At 73.2% G+C, this 22586-nt stretch carries 16 protein-coding genes; 14 read left to right on the top strand and 2 right to left on the bottom strand.

All coding sequences use genetic code 11. From position 1 onward, the window contains the following. The first annotated feature begins 301 nt into the window (after positions 1-301). The 10 genes from ABZX65_RS22105 to ABZX65_RS22060 all read left to right on the top strand — a co-directional run bounded on the left by ABZX65_RS22105 (position 302) and on the right by ABZX65_RS22060 (position 10436). On the top strand, positions 302-1411 hold the full coding sequence (locus ABZX65_RS22105) for a substrate-binding domain-containing protein (RefSeq protein ID WP_355342538.1): 1110 nt from the start codon (positions 302-304) through the stop codon (positions 1409-1411). After that, entirely contained in the window at positions 1408-2391 is a 984-nt protein-coding gene (locus ABZX65_RS22100; protein ID WP_355342535.1) for an ROK family protein, read from the top strand. Before ABZX65_RS22105 ends, ABZX65_RS22100 begins: the two co-directional genes overlap by 4 nt. Beyond that, a complete protein-coding gene (locus ABZX65_RS22095; protein WP_188280229.1) occupies positions 2388-3212 on the top strand; it encodes an ATP-binding cassette domain-containing protein in 825 nt (274 codons plus the stop codon). The genes ABZX65_RS22100 and ABZX65_RS22095 overlap by 4 nt, the downstream gene beginning before the upstream one ends. Positions 3213-3214: 2 nt before the next feature. Beyond that, positions 3215-4450: a sugar ABC transporter permease gene (locus ABZX65_RS22090; protein WP_355342531.1), complete on the top strand. Its 1236-nt coding sequence runs from the start codon at positions 3215-3217 to the stop codon at positions 4448-4450. Continuing rightward, positions 4447-5472 (top strand): SIS domain-containing protein, encoded by a 1026-nt coding sequence (locus ABZX65_RS22085; RefSeq protein ID WP_355342528.1) that lies wholly within the window; start codon positions 4447-4449, stop codon positions 5470-5472. The genes ABZX65_RS22090 and ABZX65_RS22085 overlap by 4 nt, the downstream gene beginning before the upstream one ends. Before the next feature lie 106 nt (positions 5473-5578). Then, entirely contained in the window at positions 5579-6424 is an 846-nt protein-coding gene (locus tag ABZX65_RS22080) for a GntR family transcriptional regulator (RefSeq protein WP_355342525.1), read from the top strand. After that, positions 6421-7518: an N-acetylglucosamine-6-phosphate deacetylase gene (gene nagA / locus ABZX65_RS22075; protein ID WP_355342522.1), complete on the top strand. Its 1098-nt coding sequence runs from the start codon at positions 6421-6423 to the stop codon at positions 7516-7518. The genes ABZX65_RS22080 and nagA overlap by 4 nt, the downstream gene beginning before the upstream one ends. After that, positions 7515-8180 (top strand): N-acetylmannosamine-6-phosphate 2-epimerase, encoded by a 666-nt coding sequence (locus ABZX65_RS22070; RefSeq protein ID WP_355342519.1) that lies wholly within the window; start codon positions 7515-7517, stop codon positions 8178-8180. The genes nagA and ABZX65_RS22070 overlap by 4 nt, the downstream gene beginning before the upstream one ends. A 207-nt stretch (positions 8181-8387) precedes the next feature. Continuing rightward, on the top strand, positions 8388-9212 hold the full coding sequence (locus ABZX65_RS22065) for an NAD(P)-dependent oxidoreductase (protein ID WP_355342516.1): 825 nt from the start codon (positions 8388-8390) through the stop codon (positions 9210-9212). 231 nt (positions 9213-9443) lie between these two features. Continuing rightward, the gene (locus tag ABZX65_RS22060; RefSeq protein WP_355342861.1) at positions 9444-10436 is read left to right on the top strand and encodes an ABC transporter ATP-binding protein; all 993 of its coding nucleotides are present in this window, start codon (positions 9444-9446) and stop codon (positions 10434-10436) included. A 38-nt stretch (positions 10437-10474) separates the two neighbouring features. Here ABZX65_RS22060 and ABZX65_RS22055 read toward each other — a convergent pair whose 3' ends face one another. Together ABZX65_RS22055 and ABZX65_RS22050 are read right to left on the bottom strand one after the other, a co-directional pair. Further along, positions 10475-13309: a hypothetical protein gene (locus ABZX65_RS22055; protein WP_355342513.1), complete on the bottom strand. Its 2835-nt coding sequence runs from the start codon at positions 13307-13309 to the stop codon at positions 10475-10477. A 209-nt stretch (positions 13310-13518) separates the two neighbouring features. Then, positions 13519-16782: an ABC transporter permease gene (locus tag ABZX65_RS22050; RefSeq protein ID WP_355342510.1), complete on the bottom strand. Its 3264-nt coding sequence runs from the start codon at positions 16780-16782 to the stop codon at positions 13519-13521. A 667-nt stretch (positions 16783-17449) separates the two neighbouring features. Between ABZX65_RS22050 and ABZX65_RS22045 the strand changes: the two genes are divergently transcribed. From ABZX65_RS22045 to ABZX65_RS22030, 4 genes are all read left to right on the top strand, one after another. Further along, positions 17450-19180: a DUF4331 domain-containing protein gene (locus ABZX65_RS22045; protein WP_355342507.1), complete on the top strand. Its 1731-nt coding sequence runs from the start codon at positions 17450-17452 to the stop codon at positions 19178-19180. Continuing rightward, entirely contained in the window at positions 19177-19944 is a 768-nt protein-coding gene (locus ABZX65_RS22040; protein WP_355342504.1) for a class F sortase, read from the top strand. Before ABZX65_RS22045 ends, ABZX65_RS22040 begins: the two co-directional genes overlap by 4 nt. Further along, positions 19941-21302 carry a tetratricopeptide repeat protein gene (locus ABZX65_RS22035; protein ID WP_355342501.1) on the top strand — a complete coding sequence of 454 codons (1362 nt, stop codon included), beginning with the start codon at positions 19941-19943 and terminating at the stop codon, positions 21300-21302. Before ABZX65_RS22040 ends, ABZX65_RS22035 begins: the two co-directional genes overlap by 4 nt. Before the next feature lie 131 nt (positions 21303-21433). Next, entirely contained in the window at positions 21434-22585 is a 1152-nt protein-coding gene (locus ABZX65_RS22030) for an acyl-CoA dehydrogenase family protein (protein ID WP_355342498.1), read from the top strand. The last annotated feature ends 1 nt before the right edge of the window (position 22586 follow it).

Raw genomic sequence — 22586 nt, 5'->3', positions numbered from 1 at the left:
GCGGGGTGGGATTGCATACGACCGGTGGTTCGTACCAGGGGGAGGGCGGGGGTCGGGGGGAATCGCGGGGGAGTTGGGGTCGACGGGGGCGGCGGCGCGGGGTGTGCGGGTGGGGCGAGGGGAAATTTGCTGGTCACCTCGGGGTAATACCAGTGGTTTGCTTAGGTTATCGAGCTGTAATACCAGAGGGTTGACCACTGGTTGATACCAGATCTAGCTTGAGGCAACTCACCCCGCTACACATGGCTCAGAGGTGGACGAAACTCTCATGAACGTTACTTCTCATTCACACCGTCGACGCATGGCCGTTGCGGGGGTGGCTGTAGTTGGAGCCCTCATGCTGGCCTCGTGCTCGTCGGACACATCCGACGCGACCTCCGGCTCGACCGGCGGCTCCGGCGGCGGCAAGGCCAAGGACAAGCCGATCGTGGCGCTGCTGCTCCCGGAGAACGCGACCGCCCGGTACGAGGCGCGGGACAAGCCGACCTTCGAGAAGCAGCTCGCGGAGAGCTGCCCCAAGTGTCAGCTCCGCTACTACAACGCGGCCGGGGACGCGAGCAAGCAGCTCAGCCAGGCCGAGTCCGCGCTGACCGAAGGGGCCAGCGTGCTGGTGATCGACCCCGTCGACTCCAAGGCCGCCGGGGCCGTGGTCGCCAGCGCCCGCAGGCAGGGCGCGAAGGTCATGAGCTACGACCGCGTCATCTACAACGCGGCCGTGGACTACGGGGTGAAGTTCGACAACGTCCAGCAGGGCGCCGTCGGCATGCAGTCCCTGCTCGACAAGCTGAAGAAGGACGGCAAGACCTCCGGCAACGTCGTCATGATGAACGGCGACCCCGTCGACTCGGGCGCCAAGCCGGAGAAGGACGGCGCGCACAGCGTCATCGACAAGTCCGGCTTCACCGTCGCCGCCGAGTACGACACCAAGGGCTGGTCGGCGGCCAACGCGCAGAACCAGATGCAGCAGGCCATCACCAAGCTCGGCGCGTCCAAGATCGCCGGTGTCTACGCGGGCAACGACGGCATGGCCACCGGTGTCGTCGCCGCGCTGAAGAGCGCGGGCATCAAGCCGATGCCGCCCGTCACGGGCCTCGACACGCAGCTCGACGCCATCCAGAACATGGTCGCGGGCGACCTGTACGAGAGCACGTACCTGCCGGTCGAGACCGAGGCGCGGATCGGCGCCAAGGCCGCCGCCGCCCTCGCCACCGGGCAGAAGCCCTCCGGCGAACTGCTCAACGGCACCATCGACGACGGTGCGGGCAAGGTGCCCGCCTACCTGCTCGAATCCATCGCCGTGACGATGGAGAACATGAAGGAAATCCTGCTCGACAGCGGCTATCTGACCGTCGATCAGATCTGCACGGCCAACTACAAGAAGGCGTGCGTCGAGGCGGGACTCATCAAGTGACCTCCTTCTCCACCGGCGATGCCGCCCAGGTCGTCGCAGTCGACCTGGGCGGCACCACCGCCCGCGCGGCGCTCGTCGACCGCGGCGGAACCGTGACCGCCAGGCTCAAGGAGCCCGTCCGGCACGACGCGGCGCACGAGCAGGTCGCCGATCTCATGACGCGGATCGCGGCCGGTACGGACGCCGTCTCGGCGGTCGTCGGACTGCCGGGCCGGGTGGACCACGTCGAGGGCCGTCTGCACGTGGCGCGCAATCTGCCGTCCACCGACCTCGGCCGCCTGTCGGCCGCGTACCTCTCCGAGGCCACCGGACTCGCCGTCGAGCTGGCCGGTGACGCCGAGTTGGCCGCGATCGGCGAGGCGTACTTCGGCGCCGGGTCCACCGCGGGGACGACGGCCTATCTGACCCTCTCGACGGGGATCGGCGCGGCGGTGGTGAGCGACGGCCGCGTGCTGTCCGGACGCGTGTCGGGGTTCCAGATCGGATTCCTGCACCTGCTCGGCGCCGGGCGCCCCATGATCGAGGACCTCGGCTCGGGACAGCGCGTACGCGAGGCCGGGCGTGAACTGGGCAGGGACGTCGACTACCGCGCCCTGACCGACCTCGCCTCAAGCGACGGCGCCCCCGGTGCCGACCCCGTACCGACCGCGCCCCACCCCCGCGCCCTGGCCGCCGCCGCCCTCACCGACATCGCCGACGCGGCGGCCGCCGCCGCGATCCTCCTGTGCCACGTCGTCTCACCCGACGTACTGGTCGTCGGCGGCGGCCTCGCCCGCGCGGCCGGCGCGCAGCTCCTCGACGAGCTCGACCGCCGCATCGGCGACACCGCGCGCTCGCACGTCTCCTGGGACGTCGACGTACGCGCCGCCGTGTGCGGCGACGACGCCGGTCTCGTCGGCGCCGGCGCGTGGCACCTCGCCCAACCGATCGCGGTCGCCACCGCGGCGGACCGACTCGGCATGAAAGGAGACCGCCGATGACAACGACCGTTGACAGGGCGGCCGACCGGGCGGGAGAACGCCCGCCGCCCGTGCTGGAACTCGAACACATCAGCAAGAGCTTCGGCGCCGTTCAGGCGCTCAGCGACGTCAGCATGACCGTCGCCGCGGGAGAGGTCGTCGCGCTCGTCGGCGACAACGGCGCGGGCAAGTCCACCCTGATCAAGACGATCGCCGGTACGCACCCCCGCGACGGCGGCACCATGGCGGTGAACGGCGAGCCGGTCTCCCCGCGCAAGCCCACGGACTCCACCCGCCTCGGCATCGCGACGGTGTACCAGGACCTCGCGCTGTGCGACAACCTCGACATCGTCGCCAACCTCTTCCTCGGCCGCGAGAAGCACCACGGCGGCTTCCTGAGCGCGCTCGACATGGAAGAGGTCGCCGTCGGGCTGCTCAAGCGGCTCTCGGTCAAGATCAAGGACCTGCGCGCGCCCGTCTCGTCGCTCTCCGGCGGGCAGCGCCAGTCGGTGGCCATCGCGCGGTCCCTGCTCGGCGACCCGCGGCTGGTCATCCTGGACGAGCCCACCGCGGCGCTCGGCGTCGAGCAGACCGCCGAAGTGCTCGAACTCATCGAGCGGCTGCGGAGCGAAGGGCACGCCGTCCTCATGGTGAGCCACAACCTGGCCGACGTCTTCGACGTGGCGGACCGCATCGTCTGCCTGCGGCTCGGGCGCAGCGTCACCGAGTTCCCCGTCGAGGGGACCACAGAAGAACAGGTCGTCGCCGCCATCACCGGCGTCGCCGACAGCAGTGCCCAAAAGCGCCGGACGCTGCGCCGCGACCGGGCTCAGGAAGGATGACCGTGACCACCAACACCGCAACCGCCCCCGCCGGGCAGAGCGTGCTGCCGCCAGGACCGCCGGCGCAGGAGAACTGGGTGCGCGAGCGCGTCCAGCGCCTGCGTACCGGCGACTTCGGGGCGCTGCCCGTCATCCTCGGCCTCGTCGTCATCTCGCTGGTCTTCCAGATCGCCAACCAGCGGTTCCTCTCGCCGCAGAACCTCTCCAACCTGAGCCTGCAGATCGCCTCGACCGGCGTCATCGCGCTGGGCATCGTGTTCGTCCTGATCATCGGCGAGATCGACCTGTCCGCCGGATCGGTGAGCGGGATCACCTCCGCCTCCATGGTGGTGCTGAGCATCAACCAGGGCTGGCCGCCGGTGCTCGCGATCGTCCTGGCCGTCGTGTTCGGCGCCGCGATCGGCCTGTTCCACGGCTTCATCTTCACCAAGCTCGGCGTTCCGTCGTTCGTGCTGACCCTGGGCGGCCTGCTCGCCTGGCAGGGCGGCCAACTCCTCGTCCTGGGCAACCAGGGCACGATCAACATCCCCTACGACGGCACCATCGCCTCGCTCGCCAACACCACGCTCCCCGCGTGGATCGGATACGTGATCGCCGCTGTCTACGCGGGCGCGGCCTTCGGCGGGACGGTCCTCACCGCGAGACGGCGACGCGAACGCGGCCTGACCGTACGGCCGCTCACCGGGGGCCTGGTGCGCGCCGGAGTGATCACGGTCCTGATCGTCGCGGCGACGACCGTCTTCGCGCGGTGGCACGGCATACCCCTGTCGCTGATCATCTTCGTCGGACTCGTGGTCCTGGTAGACCTGCTGCTGCGCGGCACGACCTTCGGCCGCAAGCTGTTCGCCGTCGGCGGCAACGCCGAGGCGGCCCGCCGGGCGGGCATCCAGGTCGGCACCGTCAAGGTCATCGCTTTCACGATCGCCTCGTCGCTCGCCGCCTTCGGCGGTGTGCTCGCGGCCTCACGCCTGTTCGCGGTCAACCAGGCCAGCGGCGGCAGCGACATCCTGCTCAACGCGATCGCCGCCGCGGTCATCGGCGGCACCAGCCTGTTCGGCGGACGCGGCACCGCGTACTCCGCACTGCTCGGCATGCTCGTCATCGGAGCGGTGTCCAACGGCATGGATCTGCTGAACCAGACCTCCGCCGTCAAGTACGTGATCACCGGCGCCGTACTCGTGGCCGCCGTGGTGATCGATTCCCTGGCACGACGAGGAAGGGCGGCCAGCGGCCGATGAGTGTCAACGCGTTTCTGCGCCAGGGGTTCATCCCCTTCGACGAGGGCGTGCTGAGCCAGACCAGCCGGCTCACCGAGGTCGCACCGGTGCTGCGCGAGCGGGCGCTCGCCGCGGCGGGTGCGGTCGGCCGCCCCGACCAGGCCACGTTCATCGGCATCGGCGCGAGCCTCGCGGCGCTCGCCGCACCGGTCGCCCACCTGTCGGCGCGCGGCATCCCCAGCGTCCGGCTCAACGCGGCGCAGGCGGGGCCGTTCGACGAGACCACCACGCTCGTCGCGCTGTCCCAGTCGGGCCGCAGCCGCGAGACGGTCGACGTGATGCGCGCGGCCACCGGCCGCAAGCTCGCGGTCGTCAACGTCACCGACTCGCCGATGGCCGCCGCCGCCGACTCGGTGCTGACCCTCGGCGACCTGCCCGACAGCCTCGCCTCGACGATCGGGTTCACCGCCTCGGCGATGGCCGTCTCCATGCTCGCCGAGACCTGGACCGACGGCGAACCGTCGCCGACGTGGCTCAGCCTGGGGGAGCGGCTCGCGGGGTTCCTCGACGCGACCTCCGCGCAGGCCGAGGAGATCGCGGACCGGCTGTCGGCCGCGTCGATCATCGACCTGGTGGCGCCCGCGGACCAGTACGGGGTCGCCGAGAGCGGCGCGCTGCTGCTGCGCGAGGTGACGCGGGTCCCCGCGGCGTCGTTCGAGACGCGGCAGTACCTGCACGGGCTGATGGAGTCCACCCACCCCTCGACGCTGCACATCGTTCTCGACGGTCCCGACGACGGGCAGATCCTGCGCGCCCTCGGCTCGCTCGGCCGTCAGATCGTCGAACTGCGGACGGGCGCCCCCGTCGTCCACGGCGAGCGGACCCTGGTCGTGCCGGTCGAGGCGCACAACCCCCTGGAGATACCGGTGTTCGTGGCGGCGCTGCTGCAACAGGTGGCGCTGCGCTCGGCGCGGGCGCGGGGGATCGATCCGGACGAGTTCCTCTTCCTCGACACCGGAACCAAACTCGACGACGGCGAATAGCCCGGCCGGGCGGCCGTACGAGGGCGGTACGGCCGCCTTCGCACCGTGCGACACGGGCTGCTGAATACGTTCATTCCCACCAACTCCACGAGACACAATCGGGGTCATGTCTACTTCGCCAGCACTGCACCGCAAGGTGGCGCAGCACCTCAGGGAACGCATCGAATCGGGTGTGATCGAGCCCGGTTCGAGACTGCCTTCCGAGCGGGTTCTCGCTGAGCAGTTCGACGTCAGCCGGGTCACCGTCCGTCAGGCACTGAAGGATCTGGAGGCGGCCGGCCTGGTCACCGTCGTCATGGGCGCCCGGTGGGTGCGCGGGCAGACGCCCGCCCCGGCCCCGGCCCGGCCCGCGGACCAGGACGAGGCGGAGTCGATCGAGGAGGGCGCCACCGGGCTGGTGAGCTTCTCCGACCTCGCGGAGGCGAACGGCCTGACCTCCAGCTCGAAAGTGCTGAAGTGCCTGACCCGCGCCAGCTCGCTCGACGAGGCGGACCTGCTGGGCGTCGCCCCGGGCGCACCCATCGTCGACCTGGTCCGGCTGCGGTATCTCGACGGCATCCCGACCCTGATCGACTTCTCGCTCATCCCTGAGCAGTTGGCGCCGGGCCTCGGCGACCACGATTTCACCACCGCTTCCCTGTACTCCACGCTCTCCGACGAGTACGGCCTGCACGCGGTCAGAGCCGACTGCGTCATCGAGGCGCGCGGGGCCACCGCCGACATCGCAGAGAACCTCGGCCTTGCTCCGGGCGACCCCGTCCTGGGGATCGTCCAGACCACGTTCGACGAGAACCGCCGGGTCGTGCAGTGGTGCCGCAGCGTCTACCGCGGTGACCGTTACCGCTTCCGCGCCGCCCTCCAGGGCCAGGCCGGCCGCGCGCACCGCCATCAATCCGCCGCAGAGCCGACCGGCCGCGGCCCAGCCCCCCATATAGCGAGGTTGTATCCATGAGAATTTCCGCACGCGGCGCCGTCGTCGCCGGCGCCTGGGTGAAGGGCGACGTCGAGGTCGACGGCGGACGGCTGGTACGCACCGGCCTGCCCTCGACCGGCACGGGGTACGTCCTGCCCGGCCTGGTCGACCTCCAGGTCAACGGTTACGGCGGGGTCGACTTCAACGCGGCCACGGCCGAGGAGTTCGAGCGGGCGCTCGCCGCCCTCACCCGCGACGGCGTCTTCCACGTACAGCCCACCGTCATCACCGACTCCGAGGAGAACGTGGTCCGGCAGCTCGGCGTGCTGGACAAGCTCCAGGCGTCCTCGCCTCCCGGCGCGAAGGTCGTCGGCGTGCACGCCGAGGGCCCGTTCCTGTCGCCGCACCACCGGGGCGTGCACCGGCCCGAGTACCTCCGCGACCCCGACATCGGCATCGTGCGACGCTTCCTCGACGCCGGGCCGCTGCGTACGATCACCGTCGCCCCCGAACTGCCGGGCGCGCCGGAGCTGATCGCCTGGGCCGCGGGCCACGGGGTCATCGTGCAGGCCGGGCACTCGGGCGCCGACGCGGCGACCGCGTACGCCGGTTTCGACGCGGGCGCCCGCGCGGTCACGCACCTGTTCAACGGGATGATCGCGTTCAGCCACCGCGCGCCCGGCATCGCGGGCGCCACGCTCAACCGGGAGGAGGTCGCCATCCAGCTCATCGCCGACGACATCCATCTGGCGCGGGAGACCTCGCTGTTCGCGCTCAAGGCCGCCGAGCACCGCATCATGCTCGTCACCGACGCCGCGTCGCCCGCGGGGGCCGGTGACGGTGTCTTCACCGTGGGCGGTTTCACCGTCGAGGTCACCGACGGGGTGCCGCGCCTGCCCGACGGCACCCTCGCCGGCAGTACGGTGACGCTGCTCCAGCAGGTACGCAAGCTGGTCGAGCACGACTGGCCGGTCGACCGGGCGGTGAACCTGGCCAGCCGCGCGCCCGCCCGCTTCTACGGGCTCACCGGCGCGGGGGAACTCACCCTCGGCGGCCCGGCCGACCTGATCGTCACCGACGAGGACGTCGCCGTCGAGCGCGTCCTGGTCGCCGGAGAGGAGTTCGCGGCGTGAACATCCTTCCTCGCGGCCTGATCGTCTCGCTCACCCCGTCGCCCCAGTCGCCCTGGCAGAACATCGACGACGTCGTCCGGCTCGCCGCCGCCGCTCAGGCCGGTGGCGCCGTCGCCGTGAAAATGGACGGCCCGGACGCCGTACGCGCGGTGAAGCGCGCGCTCCTCGGCTTCCCCGTGCTCGCCGTGAGCATCGACGGCTCGCACGGCGGGGTCGTCCGCATCACGCCGACGCTCGACCACGCCGCCGCCCTGGTGGACGCCGGGGCCGATGTCGTGGAACTGGAAGCGGACGCGGCGGCGCGCCGACACGACGGCCAGGACCTGGCCGAACTCGTCGCGTCCTTCGTCGCGCTGGGCCAGCCGGTCAAGGCGGGCGTGCCGGGGATCGACGACGCACGCACCGCCGTGGAGGCGGGCGCCGCGATCGTCAGTTCGTCCACGATGGGCTACCCCGCCAAGGCGAACTCCGGGCCCCTGCCCGACCTGGGACTTGTGGCCACCCTCGTCGCCGGCGCCGGGGTGCCGGTCGTCGCCGAGCGCGGCTACTCCACGCCGGACGACGTGCGCGCGGCCCTGGCCGCGGGCGCGCACGCCGTCGTGGTCGGCTCGGCCATCGTCGACCCCGTCTGGCTGACCGCCCGCTTCGCGGGCGCGGCCTAGGGCCTGTCCGGCCCCAGGCTCCTCGCCTTCGCGGTCCGAACGCCCAAGCCGACCAGCCCCGTTGCCGCCGGGTGACGGCGTCTCCTGCCCAGGCGGGCGGGGCATCGCACGGCGGGTACGGCGCCTCGGACCGAATCCGCGCGGGGCTGGCAGAATCGGGGTGTGAGCGCCGAGCGGAGGACGCGGGACCCTGGCGGGGCGGTTGTCGTGACGGGAAGCTCGGGCCGGGTCGGATCGGCCCTGGCCGCGGCCTTCGACGCGGCGGGCCGGGAGGTCCGCGGCGTGGACAGGGTGGCCGGCCGCTGGACGAGCGTCGTCGCCGACCTGCGGGACCCGCGCGAGCGGCGGGCGGCGCTGCGGTCGGCCGACGTCCTGGTCCACACCGCCGCGCTGCACGCCCCGCACGTCGGGCGCGTGGCCGATGAGGAGTTCCGCGCCGTGAACGTCGGCATGACCGCGGAACTCCTCGACGACGCCGCGCGCCTCGGTGTCCGGCGCGTTCTCTACATCAGCAGTACCAGCGTCTACGGCCACGCCCTGGTGCCCGCCGACCGCGCCGTCTGGGTGGACGAGCACCTCACGCCGCTTCCCCGGGACATCTACGACGAGACCAAGCTGGCCGCGGAGCGGCTGGTCGCCGCCTCCGGCGTCTCCGCGGTCACGCTGCGCATCGCGCGGTGCTTTCCGGAGCCGCTGCCCGTACTCGCGCGCCATCTGCTCCACCGGGCGGTCGACGTCGCCGACGTCGCGGCGGCGGGGGTCCTGGCCGTGACGCGCCCTGAGGTGACCGGCACGTTCAATGTCTCCGGCCCGCACGTGTTCCAGCGTGAGGACTGCGTCGCTCTCCACCGCGACGCGGGCGCGGTCCTCGCCGGTCGGGCTCCTGACGTGGTCGAGGCGTTCCGCGACCGGGGGTGGCCGGTGCCGGATCGTCTGGACCGCGTGTACGACTCCACCGCGGCAACGAACGCCTTCGGCTACCGCCCTGTTCGCGGCGTCCGGGAACTCTTGCGGGACGCCCGCGCGGTCTGACGGCACGCTGTCCGATCGACGGCACGCGGATCGTGGCGGATGTGACGCGGGCCGAAGCGGACGCGACGACCTCGGCGCCGCTGACCCCTGATCGAGGTCCGGTCCCGCGGACGGCGGCTCCCGGGCGGGTTCGCGCATTACCCTGGCGGCTGTCCGACAGTGGGATTCGCAGACTTCACCTTATCGGGGGACCGCGTGGCAGTTCACCAACAGCCCACCGGGGCAACGGACTTGGACGAGCTGCGGCGGCGGGCCGTCGCGGCGCCACGGCGGGAGGAGGGGCTGGTCGTCTGCGAGAACCTGGTGCGGATCTACCAGACCGAGGGCGTCGAGGTGCAGGCGCTCCAGGGCCTCGATCTCGCCGTGGCCCAGGGCGAGATGATCGCGGTGGTCGGGGCGTCCGGCTCCGGGAAATCCACCCTGCTGGGCATACTCTCCGGCCAGGACGTGCCCACCGCGGGCGCCGCCACGGTCGCCGGACACGACCTGCTGACGATGAAGCGCCGCGAGCGGCTCACCTACCGGCGGGGCACCGTGGGCTTCGTCTGGCAGCAGACCTCGCGCAATCTGCTGCCCTACCTCTCGGCGGCCGAGAACGTGATGCTTCCGATGACGTACACCGGGATCAAACGCTCCCAACGCCGGGCGCGGGCCGAGGAATTGCTCGACCTGCTGTCCGTCGGACACTGCCGGGACCGTACGCCCGACACGCTCTCCGGCGGCGAGCAGCAGCGGGTCGCAATCGCCGTGGCCAACGCCAACGAGCCGCAGGTGCTGTTCGCCGACGAACCCACCGGCGAACTCGACACCGCCACCAGCGACGAGGTGTTCGCGGCACTGCGCCGGGCCAACGAGGACCTGGGCGTCACCGTGATCGTGGTGACCCACGACGCCCTGGTGTCCGAGCAGGTCCAGCGCACGGTGCGGATCCGCAACGGCCGCACCTCGACCGAGGTGCTGCGCCGGGTGACCACCGGCGAGGACGGCGTCGAGGTGCTCACCGCCGAGGAGTTCGCGGTACTGGACGCCAGCGGGCGGCTGCAACTGCCCGGCCAGTTCACCGAGCGCCTGCACATGCGCAAACGGGTGCGGCTGGCCCTGGAGACCGACCACATCGGCGTATGGCCGGACGAGGCCGCGCGGCGGGCGAAGTCCGCGGCGGAGAGCGCCGCGGGCGCAGGAGACACGGAGGGCGACACGGAGTCCACCGAGAGCGCCCCGTAAGCCCTGCGCTCGACGGCCGCACCCTGAGCCGCGGCCGTTCACGTGAGCCGCAGCACGGCCCCCAGCCGCCGCCGACGCGCGAGGACGGTCTCGGCCGCGGCGGCGACCAGGATCAGCGCGGTCACGGCGACGACGAGGGCGAGCGTCAGCGAGTAGTCGGTGCGCAGGACCGGTTGGGCCGGGCCGCCGGTGAACTGCCGCAGGTCCAACGCCGGTGCCATGAGCCGCGGTTCGAGCAGCCCGAGCAGCGTGCCGCCCACCGCGGAGGCGACCGCCAGCGGCAGCAGTTGCAGGAAGTGCAGCGCCCCGGCCTCCCTGCCGCCGAGCCCGAGCGTGCGCAGGAACGAGGCGGTGCGACCGCGCTCGTGCGCGGTGAGGGTCAGTTCCAGGGCGAGCGTGAGCAGGCCGGCCAGCGCGGCCAGGATCGACGTGACGGCGTAGGCCGTGTCGAGTCCCCGCGTCAGCCCGTCCGCGCGCAGGGCGCTCAGCGTTTCGGAGCGGACGCGGATACGGGCCAGCGGCCCGAGCGTCTGAGCCGCCGCCGACCGCAGCGCGGCGGGCGTGGCGGGGGCGGTCCCGTCGGGAGCGCCGCCCTTGAGCAGCATGACGGTGCTCCCCGAGGACTGCTCGGGCATCAGGTGCTCGGCGCCCGCCGTGGTGATCAGCAGCGGCGTCCCGGCGGGGATCCGCGCCGTGACCGGCCCGAGGAGAGGGTCGTGCAGGTCCGCGCCGGTGAGGGTGCCGACCGGCGTGAGAACCAGGTCCACCGGGCGCCGACCGAGGATCGAGACACTGGAGGTGAAGCCGCCGGTGCGCTCGCGCGCCCGCAGGTCGGGCGAGAGGAAGGACGGCAGCGGGACGCGCGCGTCGATCCGGGTTCCCGCCGGGGTGGCCAGCCCGGACAGCAGGGCGGTGGCCAGCGGCGACTTCGGTGCGACGGCGGCCAGTTGCCGGGGGTCCACGGTGATCACGGCGACCTGCGTGATCAGCGCGCCGTCGACCTGTCCCACCAGGTCGAGGGTGTGCAGATGCTGGACGACGGTCCGTATGCCCTTGCCTGCGCCGGTCCCCGGCGCGGCGGTCCCGGTCGTGGCCCCGTTCGCGGTCCCGGCCACGATCGCGCTCGCGTCCGCGCCGGTGGTCCAGTCCGCGCCCGCGGCCAGGCCGTCGCCGATCGTGCGCTGCACGAGGCCGCCGAACACGGCCGTCCCCAACGTCAGGACCAGGACGAACAGCGCCAGCCCGGTCGCCGGGGCGTCGTGGGCGGCCCGTGCCGCCCCGATGAAGCCGACCGCTCCCCGGGCGCGCCGGGTCCGCCGCAGCACCACGCGCAGCGCGAGCGGGGAGATCCGCAGCAGGAGCAGCACGACGGCCAGCGCCACCAGCACCGGCACCGCGCCCAGAATCCCGTCGGGCCCCTGCGAACGCAGCGCGACCACGCCCGCCGCCGTCGCGAGCAGCACCGTCAGCTCCAGGACCACGCGGCGGCCGGTGACAGCGCGGCGGCGCGAGCGCCGCGGTCGGCCGGGCCTGCGCGGCTCGCGGACCGCGAGCCACGTCATCAGCGGCACCGTCACCATCACGACCGCGGCGGCGAGTGCGGCGGGCACCGGCTGCGGCGATCCTGACGTGCCGCCGGGAGCCAGGGCCCGACCGGCCGCCCAGCCGAGCGCAGCGCCGATCAGCACCACCGGCCAGGCCACGGCGCAGCGCAGCAGCACCAGCCGCGCGGTGGACGCGCCCCGAGCGCGCTGCAACCGCAGGTGCGCCCGCCGTCGGCGCAGCAACAGCCGTACGGCGACGGCCACGGTGGCCAGCGCGACTGCGGCCAGCGCGTCGACGGCGTACATCGCCAGCGCCCTGGCCTGATGGTCCTGAGCGGTGAACTCGGCGAGCAGCGGCGTCAGGAAGTCGGTCACCAGCAGGGACCCGGTGGCCTGACCGCGTACGTGGCAGCTGATGTCGCCGGAGATCCAGTCGGTTCCCTGGCACAGGGCGGCACTCAGGTCCGCGCCGTAGTGGGACAGCGGCCCGGCCAGCGCGCGGGCCTGGTCGAGCGCCGCTCCCGACAGGTCGGCCCGCAACTGCCAGGTCACCCGGGGCCCGACGACCCCGGCCCCTGCGAGCAGGTCGGCGGCGTCGAGGCCGACGAGGCCGCTGACGGCGAGCACCGTGCCGGCGGAGCGCTCCGCCGGGTAGCGCGTCGGCTGGTCCAACGACGCCCGCCCGGCCCAGAAGCCGTCGGCCGCGGCCGTGGTGCGGTAGACCCCGCTGACCAGCAGGTCGACCTGGGGCGGCGCGTTCCCCACCGCGGGCGTCCTGGCGAATTCCAGCGTCAGTCGGCTCCCGGTCGTGACGCCCAGGGCCCGCGCCGTGGCCTGCGACAACCCGATCTGGGGCGCGGTGCCCAGCGGTGTGCGGTCGGCCGGGGCGCGGCCACTGACGTAGCGCAGATGGGCCCGCGCGGACGGCAGGTAGCTGAGCGCCAGCTTGGTGGCGGTGTTCGCGGGGCCGGGAGGCGGCGGTGCGACCAGGGACGCCGGGTTGTAGTCGTAACCGCCGCCGACGGAGGTCAGGCGGCGCGCGCCGGTGCCGCTGAGCTGCTCGGTGAAGGTGCTTCCCGCGCCCAGCAGGGTGGCCATGTCCACCGCGGGCGGGTCGGTGTCGAAGACCTCGGGGGTGGCGCTGACGCTGATCAGCGGCGCCTCGGCCTGCGCCGCCGCGACGCGCTGCCGCAGCGCCCGGTCCTCCTGGCGGCCCACGACGGCCGGGGCCCAGGCGCACAGCGCCGTCACCACGATCACCATGACCGTCAGGCAGACCAGCAGCGGGAGGTCGCCGCGGGTCTCCTGACGTATCAGGCGCAGTGTCACCGAGGCGCCCGTACCGCCCGGCCGCCTCACCGCCGTGTCCGCTCCCGCCGATCCCGTCTCTGTCGTGCCCGTTGCCCCACGTCCCTTTCCGGTCATGCCCGTTCGTTCGGCTCGCGTCTCCGCCCCGTCCGTTGCCCCACGTCCGTTGTCCCCCGCGCCCGTTCCCTCGGCTGGTGTCCGCCGCCCCGCGCGGTCGCGTCCGGCCCGGCTCATCGGTCCTCACCCGCTCGCAGCACGCGTACGAGGTCCACCCGGGCCAGCAGCCGGGCGAGCGCCAGCACGATCGCGCTGATGGCCACAGCGGTCGCCACCGCCGTCAGCGTCACGGTGCCCCACGGAGTGACGTTCGGCAGCGGGGGATACGGGGCGTGGCCGCTGTCGTCCACGGTGACCAGCGGCAGCACCGCCGAGGCCAGGGCCATGCCCATCAGCGCGCCCGGCACCACCGCGAACAGCGCCAGACTCAGCTGCTCGGCGCCCAACAGCGCGTACAGGCCCGTGGACCGGACGCCGATCGCCCGCAGCAGCGCGAATTCCTTGCGGCGCTGCCGGGTGGAGACCACCGCGTGCACGGTGAAGGCGATGACCGCGAAAGCGGGGGCCAGGTAGCGGACGAGTTCCAGCACCCGGCGCAGCCCGGCGCGGAACGGGTCGTCGCGCAGTGCCGCCGCGGTCCGTTCCGCTGTCGTGACCCGGCCCAGCGCGGGCCGCGCCTCGGCGGCCGCGGCCGTACGCGCGCTGTCGGTGCTGCTGATCCACCAGAACGCGGGATCCTCCTGGTCGACTCCGGCCACGGTCATCGCGGCGGCGAGCTGGCGCTGATCGGCGATCAGATGCCCCTGCCCGCGGCCCAGTCCCGGCAGCGAGTCGACCAGGCCCACGATCGTCGCGGTGATCCGGCCGCCGCCCAGATCCAGTGTGGTGGTGCTGCCCACGCTCAGGCGCGTGTCGCGCAGGGCCGCGGCGTCGGCGCGTACCGGGAGCGGCGCAGGACGGCCGGCCGGGCCCGCCACGAGGCGCACCTGGCTGCCGGGCCGGGTCTCGTAGTCGCTGTCGGCCAGGCCGCCGAAGGCGTCTCCGGTCGCGGTCGAGGCCCTGACGCCGGTGCTGACGGTGGTCCTGAGCACCTCGGAGCGGCCGGGGGCGATCGCGCACACCCCGGGAGTGCCCGGACTGTAGTCGCCCGCCGGTTTGCCTTCGCAGGCCCCGGCGGTGGCGTCGGAGGCGTGGGTCGTACCGTCGGCCCAGACCTGGCCGCCGGGAAGGCCGGTGACCCACGTGTCCGCGCTGTCCCGCGCGCCGACCCGGATCAGCTCCAGGTCGAGCCGCGCGGGCCGCGCGTTCGGCTGCGGCAGGACGTTCACGGCGGTCACCGTCAGCGGATACGCCCGCGGGTGGCCGTCGCTCAGCGCCACGTCGAGGGGGACCACGACGGTGTGCCGGGCGCCGTCGGCGGCGGGCAGGCGGGTCGCCAGCGTACTGACGAGGCCGGACGCGTCCTGCACGGTCAACTCCAGATTCGGCGCCGCGCGGCTGCCGTCGCTGCGCAGCCGCTCGTCCAGCAGCAGCGCGGTCGGACGGCCGGGGAGCGGCACCCCGAAGACGGCCGGTGACGGGGTGGGGGGAGCGGGCCCGCCCACCGTGCCGACCAGGCCCTCGGTGGCGTCGCCCGGCAGATTCACCGTCGACTGCGTCACTGGGGTCACGGCGGTCACCGCGGGCAGCGCGCGATAGGCGGCGCCCAGTACGGACGAGGGGTAGCCGCCGTCCGCCGACGGCTGGACGCGTACGTCCGCGCCGACGGTGAACGCGGCCTGCTCGGACGCCAGTCCGCCCAAACAGGCCAGCGCGGTGGTCGCGAAGGCGCTCACGGACACGGCCAGGCACATCAGGACGACCGGTCCCGCGTTGCGCGCGGCCCGGCGGCTCAACTGCCAGCCCGCCAGCGCGAGGGCCAGGCCCCGGCTGCGACGGCCGAACGCGTCCAGGAGCAGGGAGGTCAGCGGCAGCAGGCGCAGCAGCAGGAGGGCGGCGGCCCCGGCCACCAGGGCGGGCACCAGGACCAGCACCGGGTCCGCGCCCGCGCCGCCCGTGCCGACGTCGGCGATCAGCGAATGGTGCCGCCGCAGCTCCAGATAGCCCAGGGCCGCGACGGCCAGCAGCGCCAGGTCGGCGCCCAGCCGCTGGGCGGCGGCGCGTACACCGCGGGCCGGCCGGAACCGCGTCGAGCGCAGGACGGGCAGCAGCACCGCCGCCGCGTGCACCAGCAGGGTCAGACCCACCGCCGCCCACGCGGCGGTTCCCCGGCTGCCCGGACGCAGCAGCCCGGCCAGAAACGGCGCGACGGCCGCGGCCGGAACGCCGGTGACCGCCCACTCGGCCGCCGCCGCGCGCAGCAGTCGCGGGGTGCCCGCGCCCCTGGCCTGCTGGAGTGCCAGTTCGTCGCGCCGGTGCTCGGTGAGCTGGCGGGCGGCCAGTACCAGGGTGGCCAGGGCGAGGACCGCCAGCAGCACGCTCGGCAGGTACAGCGAGGACCGGGCCGCCACCATCGGCACCGCCAGGCCGTCGATCGCGCCCGGCAGCCCCGAGGCCACCGTCAGGTCGTCCAGAGCGGGCTGCCGTCCGCCGAACACCGACACGCGGCTCGCGCTGCCGGAGAAGGCGCGCATCCGGTCGTGCAGTCCGGGGAGGCTGTCGGCGTCGATCCGGGCGAAGTCCGGCTGCATACTCCAGTGGGCCGTCAGATGGCTGTTCAGGACGACGCTCCCGTTGAGAGCCGACGCCGAGACCACGAGCAGGTCCTGGCTGGCGGTCTCGTCCGCCGTCACGTCGCCGGCCATCGCGGGCCAGAATCCGACGGGGCCGGTCGGCCGGAAGACGCCGGTGATCCGCAGCGTCATGGAGTGCCTGAAGCCGTCGCGCACCTGGAGGCGGGAACCGGCGGTGACTCCCAGCCGCCTGGCCAGCGCGTCCGGCAGCGCCGCGTCGACCGGGGCGGTGGACCCGGCGGCGATCCGTACGTCGGGCAGCGAGGTGAAGGCGTCCGCCGTCGCGTCCGCTGTGCCGACCGGCCACCGTCCGGCGACCAACTGCCCGAATCTGCCCGCGTCCTGGACGGCGACCGGGTGCAATCCGGTTCCCCCGGGGCCGGGCGGCGGGCCCGTGACCCCGTCGATCCCCGTCACCGAGATCGGTGAAGACCCCAGCAGCCCCATATAGGTGTGCTGCGGCACCCCGGCGAACGTCCGGTCGGCGGCGGCCCGTACATCCCGGTCGGCGACGGCCATGCCTCCGGCGCGGAAGGGCGCGTTGACGGTCACCTGCGCGTCGAGGTCGGCGGCCAACCGCCGTACGGCGCCCGCCTGTACCGAACTCCCGGCCAGCGCCGCCAGTGCGGCCAGCGCCGTCGCGCACAGCAGGACGGTCACGGCGACGGCGGCCAGCACCAGCCCGTGCTGCGTGGCCTGCCGCACCACCGTGGGGAGCCGCCGTCGGGCCGGTCCCGGGACTCCCGGGCGTCGTCGCGACGACGACGTGAAGGCCGTGGCGACCACATGAACCCCCGCGTTATCGAACATGTGACGGTGACGGCGCGTCACAGTCCTACCAGGGCATCCCCCAACGGGGCAAGCAGAGGCCCGGCGCGGGCCTGTGGGGAGGCCCGGCGCGGGGCCTACGGGGAGGCCGAATCCCGGCCCGGCGGCGCGGGCGGGGCCGCGCGCGTACCCGATGGGCCGACCCCGCACCTGTCACGGGCGCGCACTCACTCGGGCGGCTCACCGCTGCCACCGGGGTGGCGCACAGGGCCGGGCGCGGAGGGAGGCAGCCCCGGCTCCTGAGCCCGCTGTCGCCCCGTCACCACCGCCGCCCCTGGCCCGAGTACCGGCGGATCCAGGTTTGTTGACCGTGGTGGCCCACAGCGAGAACCCTTCTGCCGCATTTCGGACCTGGCGCGTTGCAGGCCCCCTCGGCGCATGGTGCTTTATGCGTAGCTTAAGCCTCATATCGGACTTGCTCGCTGCGGTCGCCGTCACCGTACGGCGCGGTCATCGAGGTTCCGTTCAGGGCTGAGCCGTCCCCGCTCTGCGCCGTCCCGCCCCCAGCCGGGGGGCGGCGGCCCCGCCTGGAAACGGATGGTCCATGCAGTCTTCCCACCCGCCCCGCCGCACGGCGGCCCGCGCCGCCGAACGTTCACTCGCCACCGCCGGCCTGCTGGCCCTGGTGTCCTCCGTCGTCCTGACCGGTCTGACGCCCGGTGTCAGCTCCGCCTCCAGCCACCGCGAGGCGCCGCTGATCGCCGGGGACCCCAAGGCGGACAACACCGACGTCTACGCCTTCACCAGCCCGGACAACCCCGACACCGTGACCCTGGTGGCGAACTGGATCCCGTTCGAGGAGCCCAACGGCGGCCCGAACTTCTACCCGTTCGCCAACGACGCCCACTACAACATCAAGATCGACGCGGACGGCGACGGCAAGGCCGACACCACGTACACCTGGTCCTTCACCGACCACTACCGGGACGAAGCCAACCAGTTCCTGTACAACACCGGGGTCGTGAAGTCGCTGGACGACACCACCTTGAACTTCCGTCAGACGTACACGCTGACGGTGACCGACGCGGAGGGCAACACCAAGACGCTCCTCAAGGACGCGCCCGCGGCCCCCTCCAACGTCGGCAAGGCGTCGATGCCGGACTACGCCTCACTGCGCAAGGAGGCCACCGTCGCCCTCCCCGACGGCGGCCAGACCTACGCCGGGCAGGCGTCCGACCCGTTCTTCCTCGACCTGCGGGTCTTCGACCTGCTGTACGGCGGCAACCTCAAGGAGACCGGCCACAACACGCTCGCCGGTTACAACGTCAACACCATCGCCCTCCAGGTGCCAAAGTCCGCGCTGGCACTGAAGGGGGACGCCACCCGCAACCCCGTCATCGGCGTCTGGTCCACCACCGACCGGCAGGGCGCGGCGGTCGCCGCGCCGTCCGGCAAGGGCGACGAGGGCATGGCGTCCCACGGCGCGGAGGGTGCCGGGGGCGCCGGGAGTGCCGGGGAAACCGCGGGCGCCGCGGACTCGCAGGACGAGGGCAAGGGCGGCCCGCCGATGCCCGACAAGGGCGGCGAGACGGGCTGGCACCAGGTCTCGCGCCTCGGCAACCCGCTGGTCAACGAGGTCGTCGTCCCGCTGAAGTACAAGGACGCCTTCAACACCCTCAACCCGGACCAGGACCACACCGTGCAGCCGGTCGTCGACAAGGTCCTGGACCCGATCGTGCCCAAGCTCATCCAGAGCATCTACGGCGTCCCGGCGCCCGCCACCCCGCGCAAGGACCTCGCCGAGATCTTCCTGTCCGGAATCTGCAAGGCGTGCGGACCGGTCCAGGCCGACCTCAACTCGCAGTTGCTCAACGCCGACGTGGACAAGGCGAAGTTCACACCGTCCGAGGAACTGCGGCTGAACATGGCCGTCGCGCCCTCCGCCAACCCCAACCGGCTCGGCGTCCTCGGCCAGGACCTGGCCGGCTTCCCCAACGGCCGGCGGCTCAACGACGACGTCGTCGACATCGAGCTCCAGGCGCTGGAAGGCGCGGCGGAGACCGGAAAGATCGTGCCCGCGCTGGCCGCGGGCGACGCCGTCGACACCCCCTACCGCCAGCCCGGTTCGACCTTCCCGTACGTGGCGCTCCCCAACACCGCCGCGGTCAACCAGGCCGACTCGCTGCACCCCGACGGCGGCGTGGGCGCCGGCTTCGGCGGCACAGCGTTCCACGGCGGCTTCCCCGCCGTTCCGGTGACTGCCCTGGGCGGCGGCGCCCTGCTGGCCACCGCCGGACTCCTGGCGCTGCGCCGCAGGCGCGCCGACCGGGTGTGACCGCCCCCGCCACCTCGGGCCGCCCGGCCTCCGCACCGGAGGCCGGGCGGCTGCGGCGCGCCCTCAGATTCCGCCCCGCCCGGCCCTGGCGCCTGATCACCGCGCTGGGCGTCCTCGCCGGTCTGGGCATGATGACGGCCGGCGGCTGCGCGCTGCTCACCGCCCGGCCGCCGAAGACCACGCAGGTCGACGTCGGCACGCTGCCGGTCCCCGCGACCGCCGGGGGCCACGCCGCCCCCGTCGCCCCCGCGGCGCCCGCCGCACGGCCGGTCCGGATCCGTATCCCCGGCATCGGCCTCGACCACCCCCTGATCGGCCTCCAGGTCCAGCAGGACGGCCACCTCGGCGTGCCCGAGGACCCCGGCCAGGTCGGCTGGTGGAGCGACGGCCCGCGCCCCGGCGACCCGGGCGCCGCCATCGTCGTCGGCCACGTCGACTCCCTCACCGGCCCGGCCGCCTTCTACGGACTGTCCACGCTGCGCCCCGGCGACCGGATCACCGTCGACCGCGCCGACCACAGCCACCTGGACTTCACCGTGCGGGCGCTGCGGCAGTACGAGAAGGACGCGTTCCCCGACGACCAGGTCTACGCGACCGCCGGTCCGCCCACGCTGCGGCTGATCACCTGCGGCGGCGCGTACGCGGGACCCGAGGGCGGCGGCTATCTCGACAACGTCGTCGTTTACGCCACGCCCGCCGACCCGAAGCCGCCGCGCCCGTCCCCCCACGCCACCCCCAAGACCCCCCATCGGAGCGGGAATTGACTACGTCCGTCCGCCGGAGCCCCCGGCGTCATCTGCTGTCCGCCGCCGTCACCACCGTCCTCGGCGTGGGCCTCTTCCTCGCCGGCGGCCTCGGCCTCGCCCCCTGGCCGGTGACGGGCGCCGACCGCGCCGCGGGTCCCACGGGCGAGGCCGGGGCTCCGGCGGCCGGCGCGGACCCGCTCGCCCAGGACATCAACGGCATCCAGGCCCACCTGCGGCAGAGCCCGCGCGACGCCGTCGCGCTCGGCACCCTCGGCCTCGACTACGTCCAGCAGGCCAAGAACACCGCCGACCCGACGTACTACCCCAAGGCGGAAGCCGTCCTGAAGCGCTCGCTGTCGGTGGACGCCACGGACAACTTCACCGCGATGGGCGGCATGGCCGCCCTGGAAGCCGGGCGGCACGATTTCCGCCAGGCGCTCACCTGGTCGCGCAAGGCGGTGGCCGTCAATCCGTACAACTCGTCCCTGTACGGCACCCTCGCCGACGCCCTCACCCAGCTCGGCCGTTACGACGAGGCCGCCGACGCCGTACAGCGCATGGTCGACCTCAGGCCCGGCGCGCCCTCGCTGGCGCGCGCGTCGTACGTCGCCGAACTGCGCGGCGACATCGACACGGCCAGAACCGACATGCGCCGCGCCCTCCAGGACTCCGCGGGCCCGGCCGACCAGGCGTTCGCCCACTACTACCTCGGCGAACTCGCCTTCAACAACGGTGATCCGGCCACCGAGCTGACCGAGGCCGCCGCCGGTCTGCGCGTCGCGCCGACGTACACCTCGCTGTTCCAGGCCAAGGCCAGGGCCGAGGCCGCGCTCGGCAGGACCGACGCCGCCCTCGCCGACCTCAACCGGGCCGTCCAGCGGGTCCCGCAGCCCGAGTACGTGCTCCAACTCGGCGAGCTGTACCAGTCCCTCGGCCGCACCGCGCAGGCCGACGAGCAGTACCAGCTCTTCCGCGCCGAGCAGAAGCTCTTCGCCGCCAACGGCGTCGCCCTCGACTCCGACGCGGCCCTCTTCGAAGCCGACCACGGCGACGCCGCGCAGGCCCTCGCCATCGCCCGCCGGGGCATCGAGTCCCGCCCCTTCATGGACACCCACGACGCCCTGGCCTGGGCCCTGCACGCCAACGGCCGCGACCGCGAAGCCCTCGCCGAGAGCGACCTGGCCCTCGCCCAGGGCACCCGCAACGCCCTGTTCCGCTACCACCGCGGCATGATCGAACGGTCCCTCGGCGACACCGCGGCGGCCCGCACCGACCTCGCGACAGCCCTGTCCGTCAACCCCCACTTCAGCCCCCTGGCCGCCCCCAAGGCCCGCGCGGCCCTGACCGCCCTGACCGGCCCATCCCGGCGCACCTGACCGTCGCGGAGTCCCGGTCCTCGGCGGCTGGGCCGGGCACCGGGGCGTTCGCGCTTCTTGACGGGGGTTCGGGTGGCGTGCCACGGTGAGGATATTACTTAGGGATGTTAAGTGATTCCTCGAGGAGCCGTATGAAGCTGAGGTTGTCGCCCGAGGACGCGGCCTTCCGTGACGGGTTGCGGCGGTTCTTCACCACGCGGGTGCCGGGGCACATTCGGGAGACGGTGGCGGCGCGCGAGGAGTTGACCAAGGAGCAGATGGTCGAGTCGATGCGGACGCTCGACGCGGCCGGGATCGCAGTGCCCAACTGGCCGGTCGAATGGGGCGGGAGGGACTGGACGCCGCTGCGACGGCACATCTGGCACGAGGAGATGCAGGCGGCCTGCGTTCCGCCGCCGGTCACCTTCAACGCCTCGATGGTCGGCCCGGTCATCGCCGCGTTCGGCTCGCGGGAGCTCAAGGAGCGCTTCCTGCCGGCCACCCGGAACGTCGACATCTGGTGGTCGCAGGGCTTCTCCGAGCCCGACGCCGGTTCCGACCTGGCCGCTCTGCGCACCTCGGCCGTACGCGACGGCGCGCACTATGTCGTCAACGGCCAGAAGACCTGGACCTCCTACGCCCAGTACGGCGACTGGATCTTCACACTGGTGCGCACCGATCCGGACGCCCCGCGCAAGCAGGCCGGCATCTCCTTCCTCCTGATCGACATGGCCTCGCCGGGCGTCACCGTCCGGCCGATCCAGCTCATCGACGGCGGGAGCCTGGTCAACGAGGTCTTCTTCGAGGACGTGCGCGTCCCCGTCGACAACCTCGTCGGCCAGGAGAACCACGGGTGGGACTACGCCAAATTCCTCCTCGGCAACGAGCGGGTGGGGATCGCGGGCGTGGGCGGGACCAAGTGGCTGCTGGCGCAGGCCAAGACATGGGCCGGGGACCGGCTGCGCGAGGATCCGCTGCTCGCGGCGGACTTCGCGCGGCTGGAGAACGACCTGCTGGCGGTCGAACTGACCTCGATCCGGGTCGCCGCCGACTCGGCGGACGGCAAGGCGCAGCCCGCCTCGTCCGTCCTCAAGCTCGCCGGATCCGAACTCCAGCAGGCCGTCACCGAACTCGTCCTCGGCCTCGCGGGCGAGCAGGGGCTCTCCGGCGACCCGGCCGCGGGCGCGCCGCCGTGGACCCGCCCGGCCGCCGCGGCCTATCTCCACCTGCGGGCCGCGAGCATCTACGGCGGCTCCAACGAGGTGCAACGACAGATCATCGCCGGCACGATCCTGGGGCTGTGAG

Origin of the sequence: Streptomyces sp. NPDC003300, assembly GCF_040610915.1 — a bacterium.
Lineage (GTDB): Bacteria > Actinomycetota > Actinomycetes > Streptomycetales > Streptomycetaceae > Actinacidiphila.
Note: the sequence above shows the minus strand (reverse complement) of the source record. Positions and strands in the feature narration are given on the sequence as shown.

Coding starts and splice junctions, on each gene's coding strand:
- ABZX65_RS22105 (WP_355342538.1), top strand. CDS start 302: ATGGCCGTTGCGGGGGTGGCTGTAGTTGGAGCCCTCATGCTGGCCTCG.
- ABZX65_RS22095 (WP_188280229.1), top strand. CDS start 2,388: ATGACAACGACCGTTGACAGGGCGGCCGACCGGGCGGGAGAACGCCCG.
- ABZX65_RS22085 (WP_355342528.1), top strand. CDS start 4,447: ATGAGTGTCAACGCGTTTCTGCGCCAGGGGTTCATCCCCTTCGACGAG.
- ABZX65_RS22080 (WP_355342525.1), top strand. CDS start 5,579: ATGTCTACTTCGCCAGCACTGCACCGCAAGGTGGCGCAGCACCTCAGG.
- nagA (WP_355342522.1), top strand. CDS start 6,421: ATGAGAATTTCCGCACGCGGCGCCGTCGTCGCCGGCGCCTGGGTGAAG.
- ABZX65_RS22045 (WP_355342507.1), top strand. CDS start 17,450: ATGCAGTCTTCCCACCCGCCCCGCCGCACGGCGGCCCGCGCCGCCGAA.
- ABZX65_RS22030 (WP_355342498.1), top strand. CDS start 21,434: ATGAAGCTGAGGTTGTCGCCCGAGGACGCGGCCTTCCGTGACGGGTTG.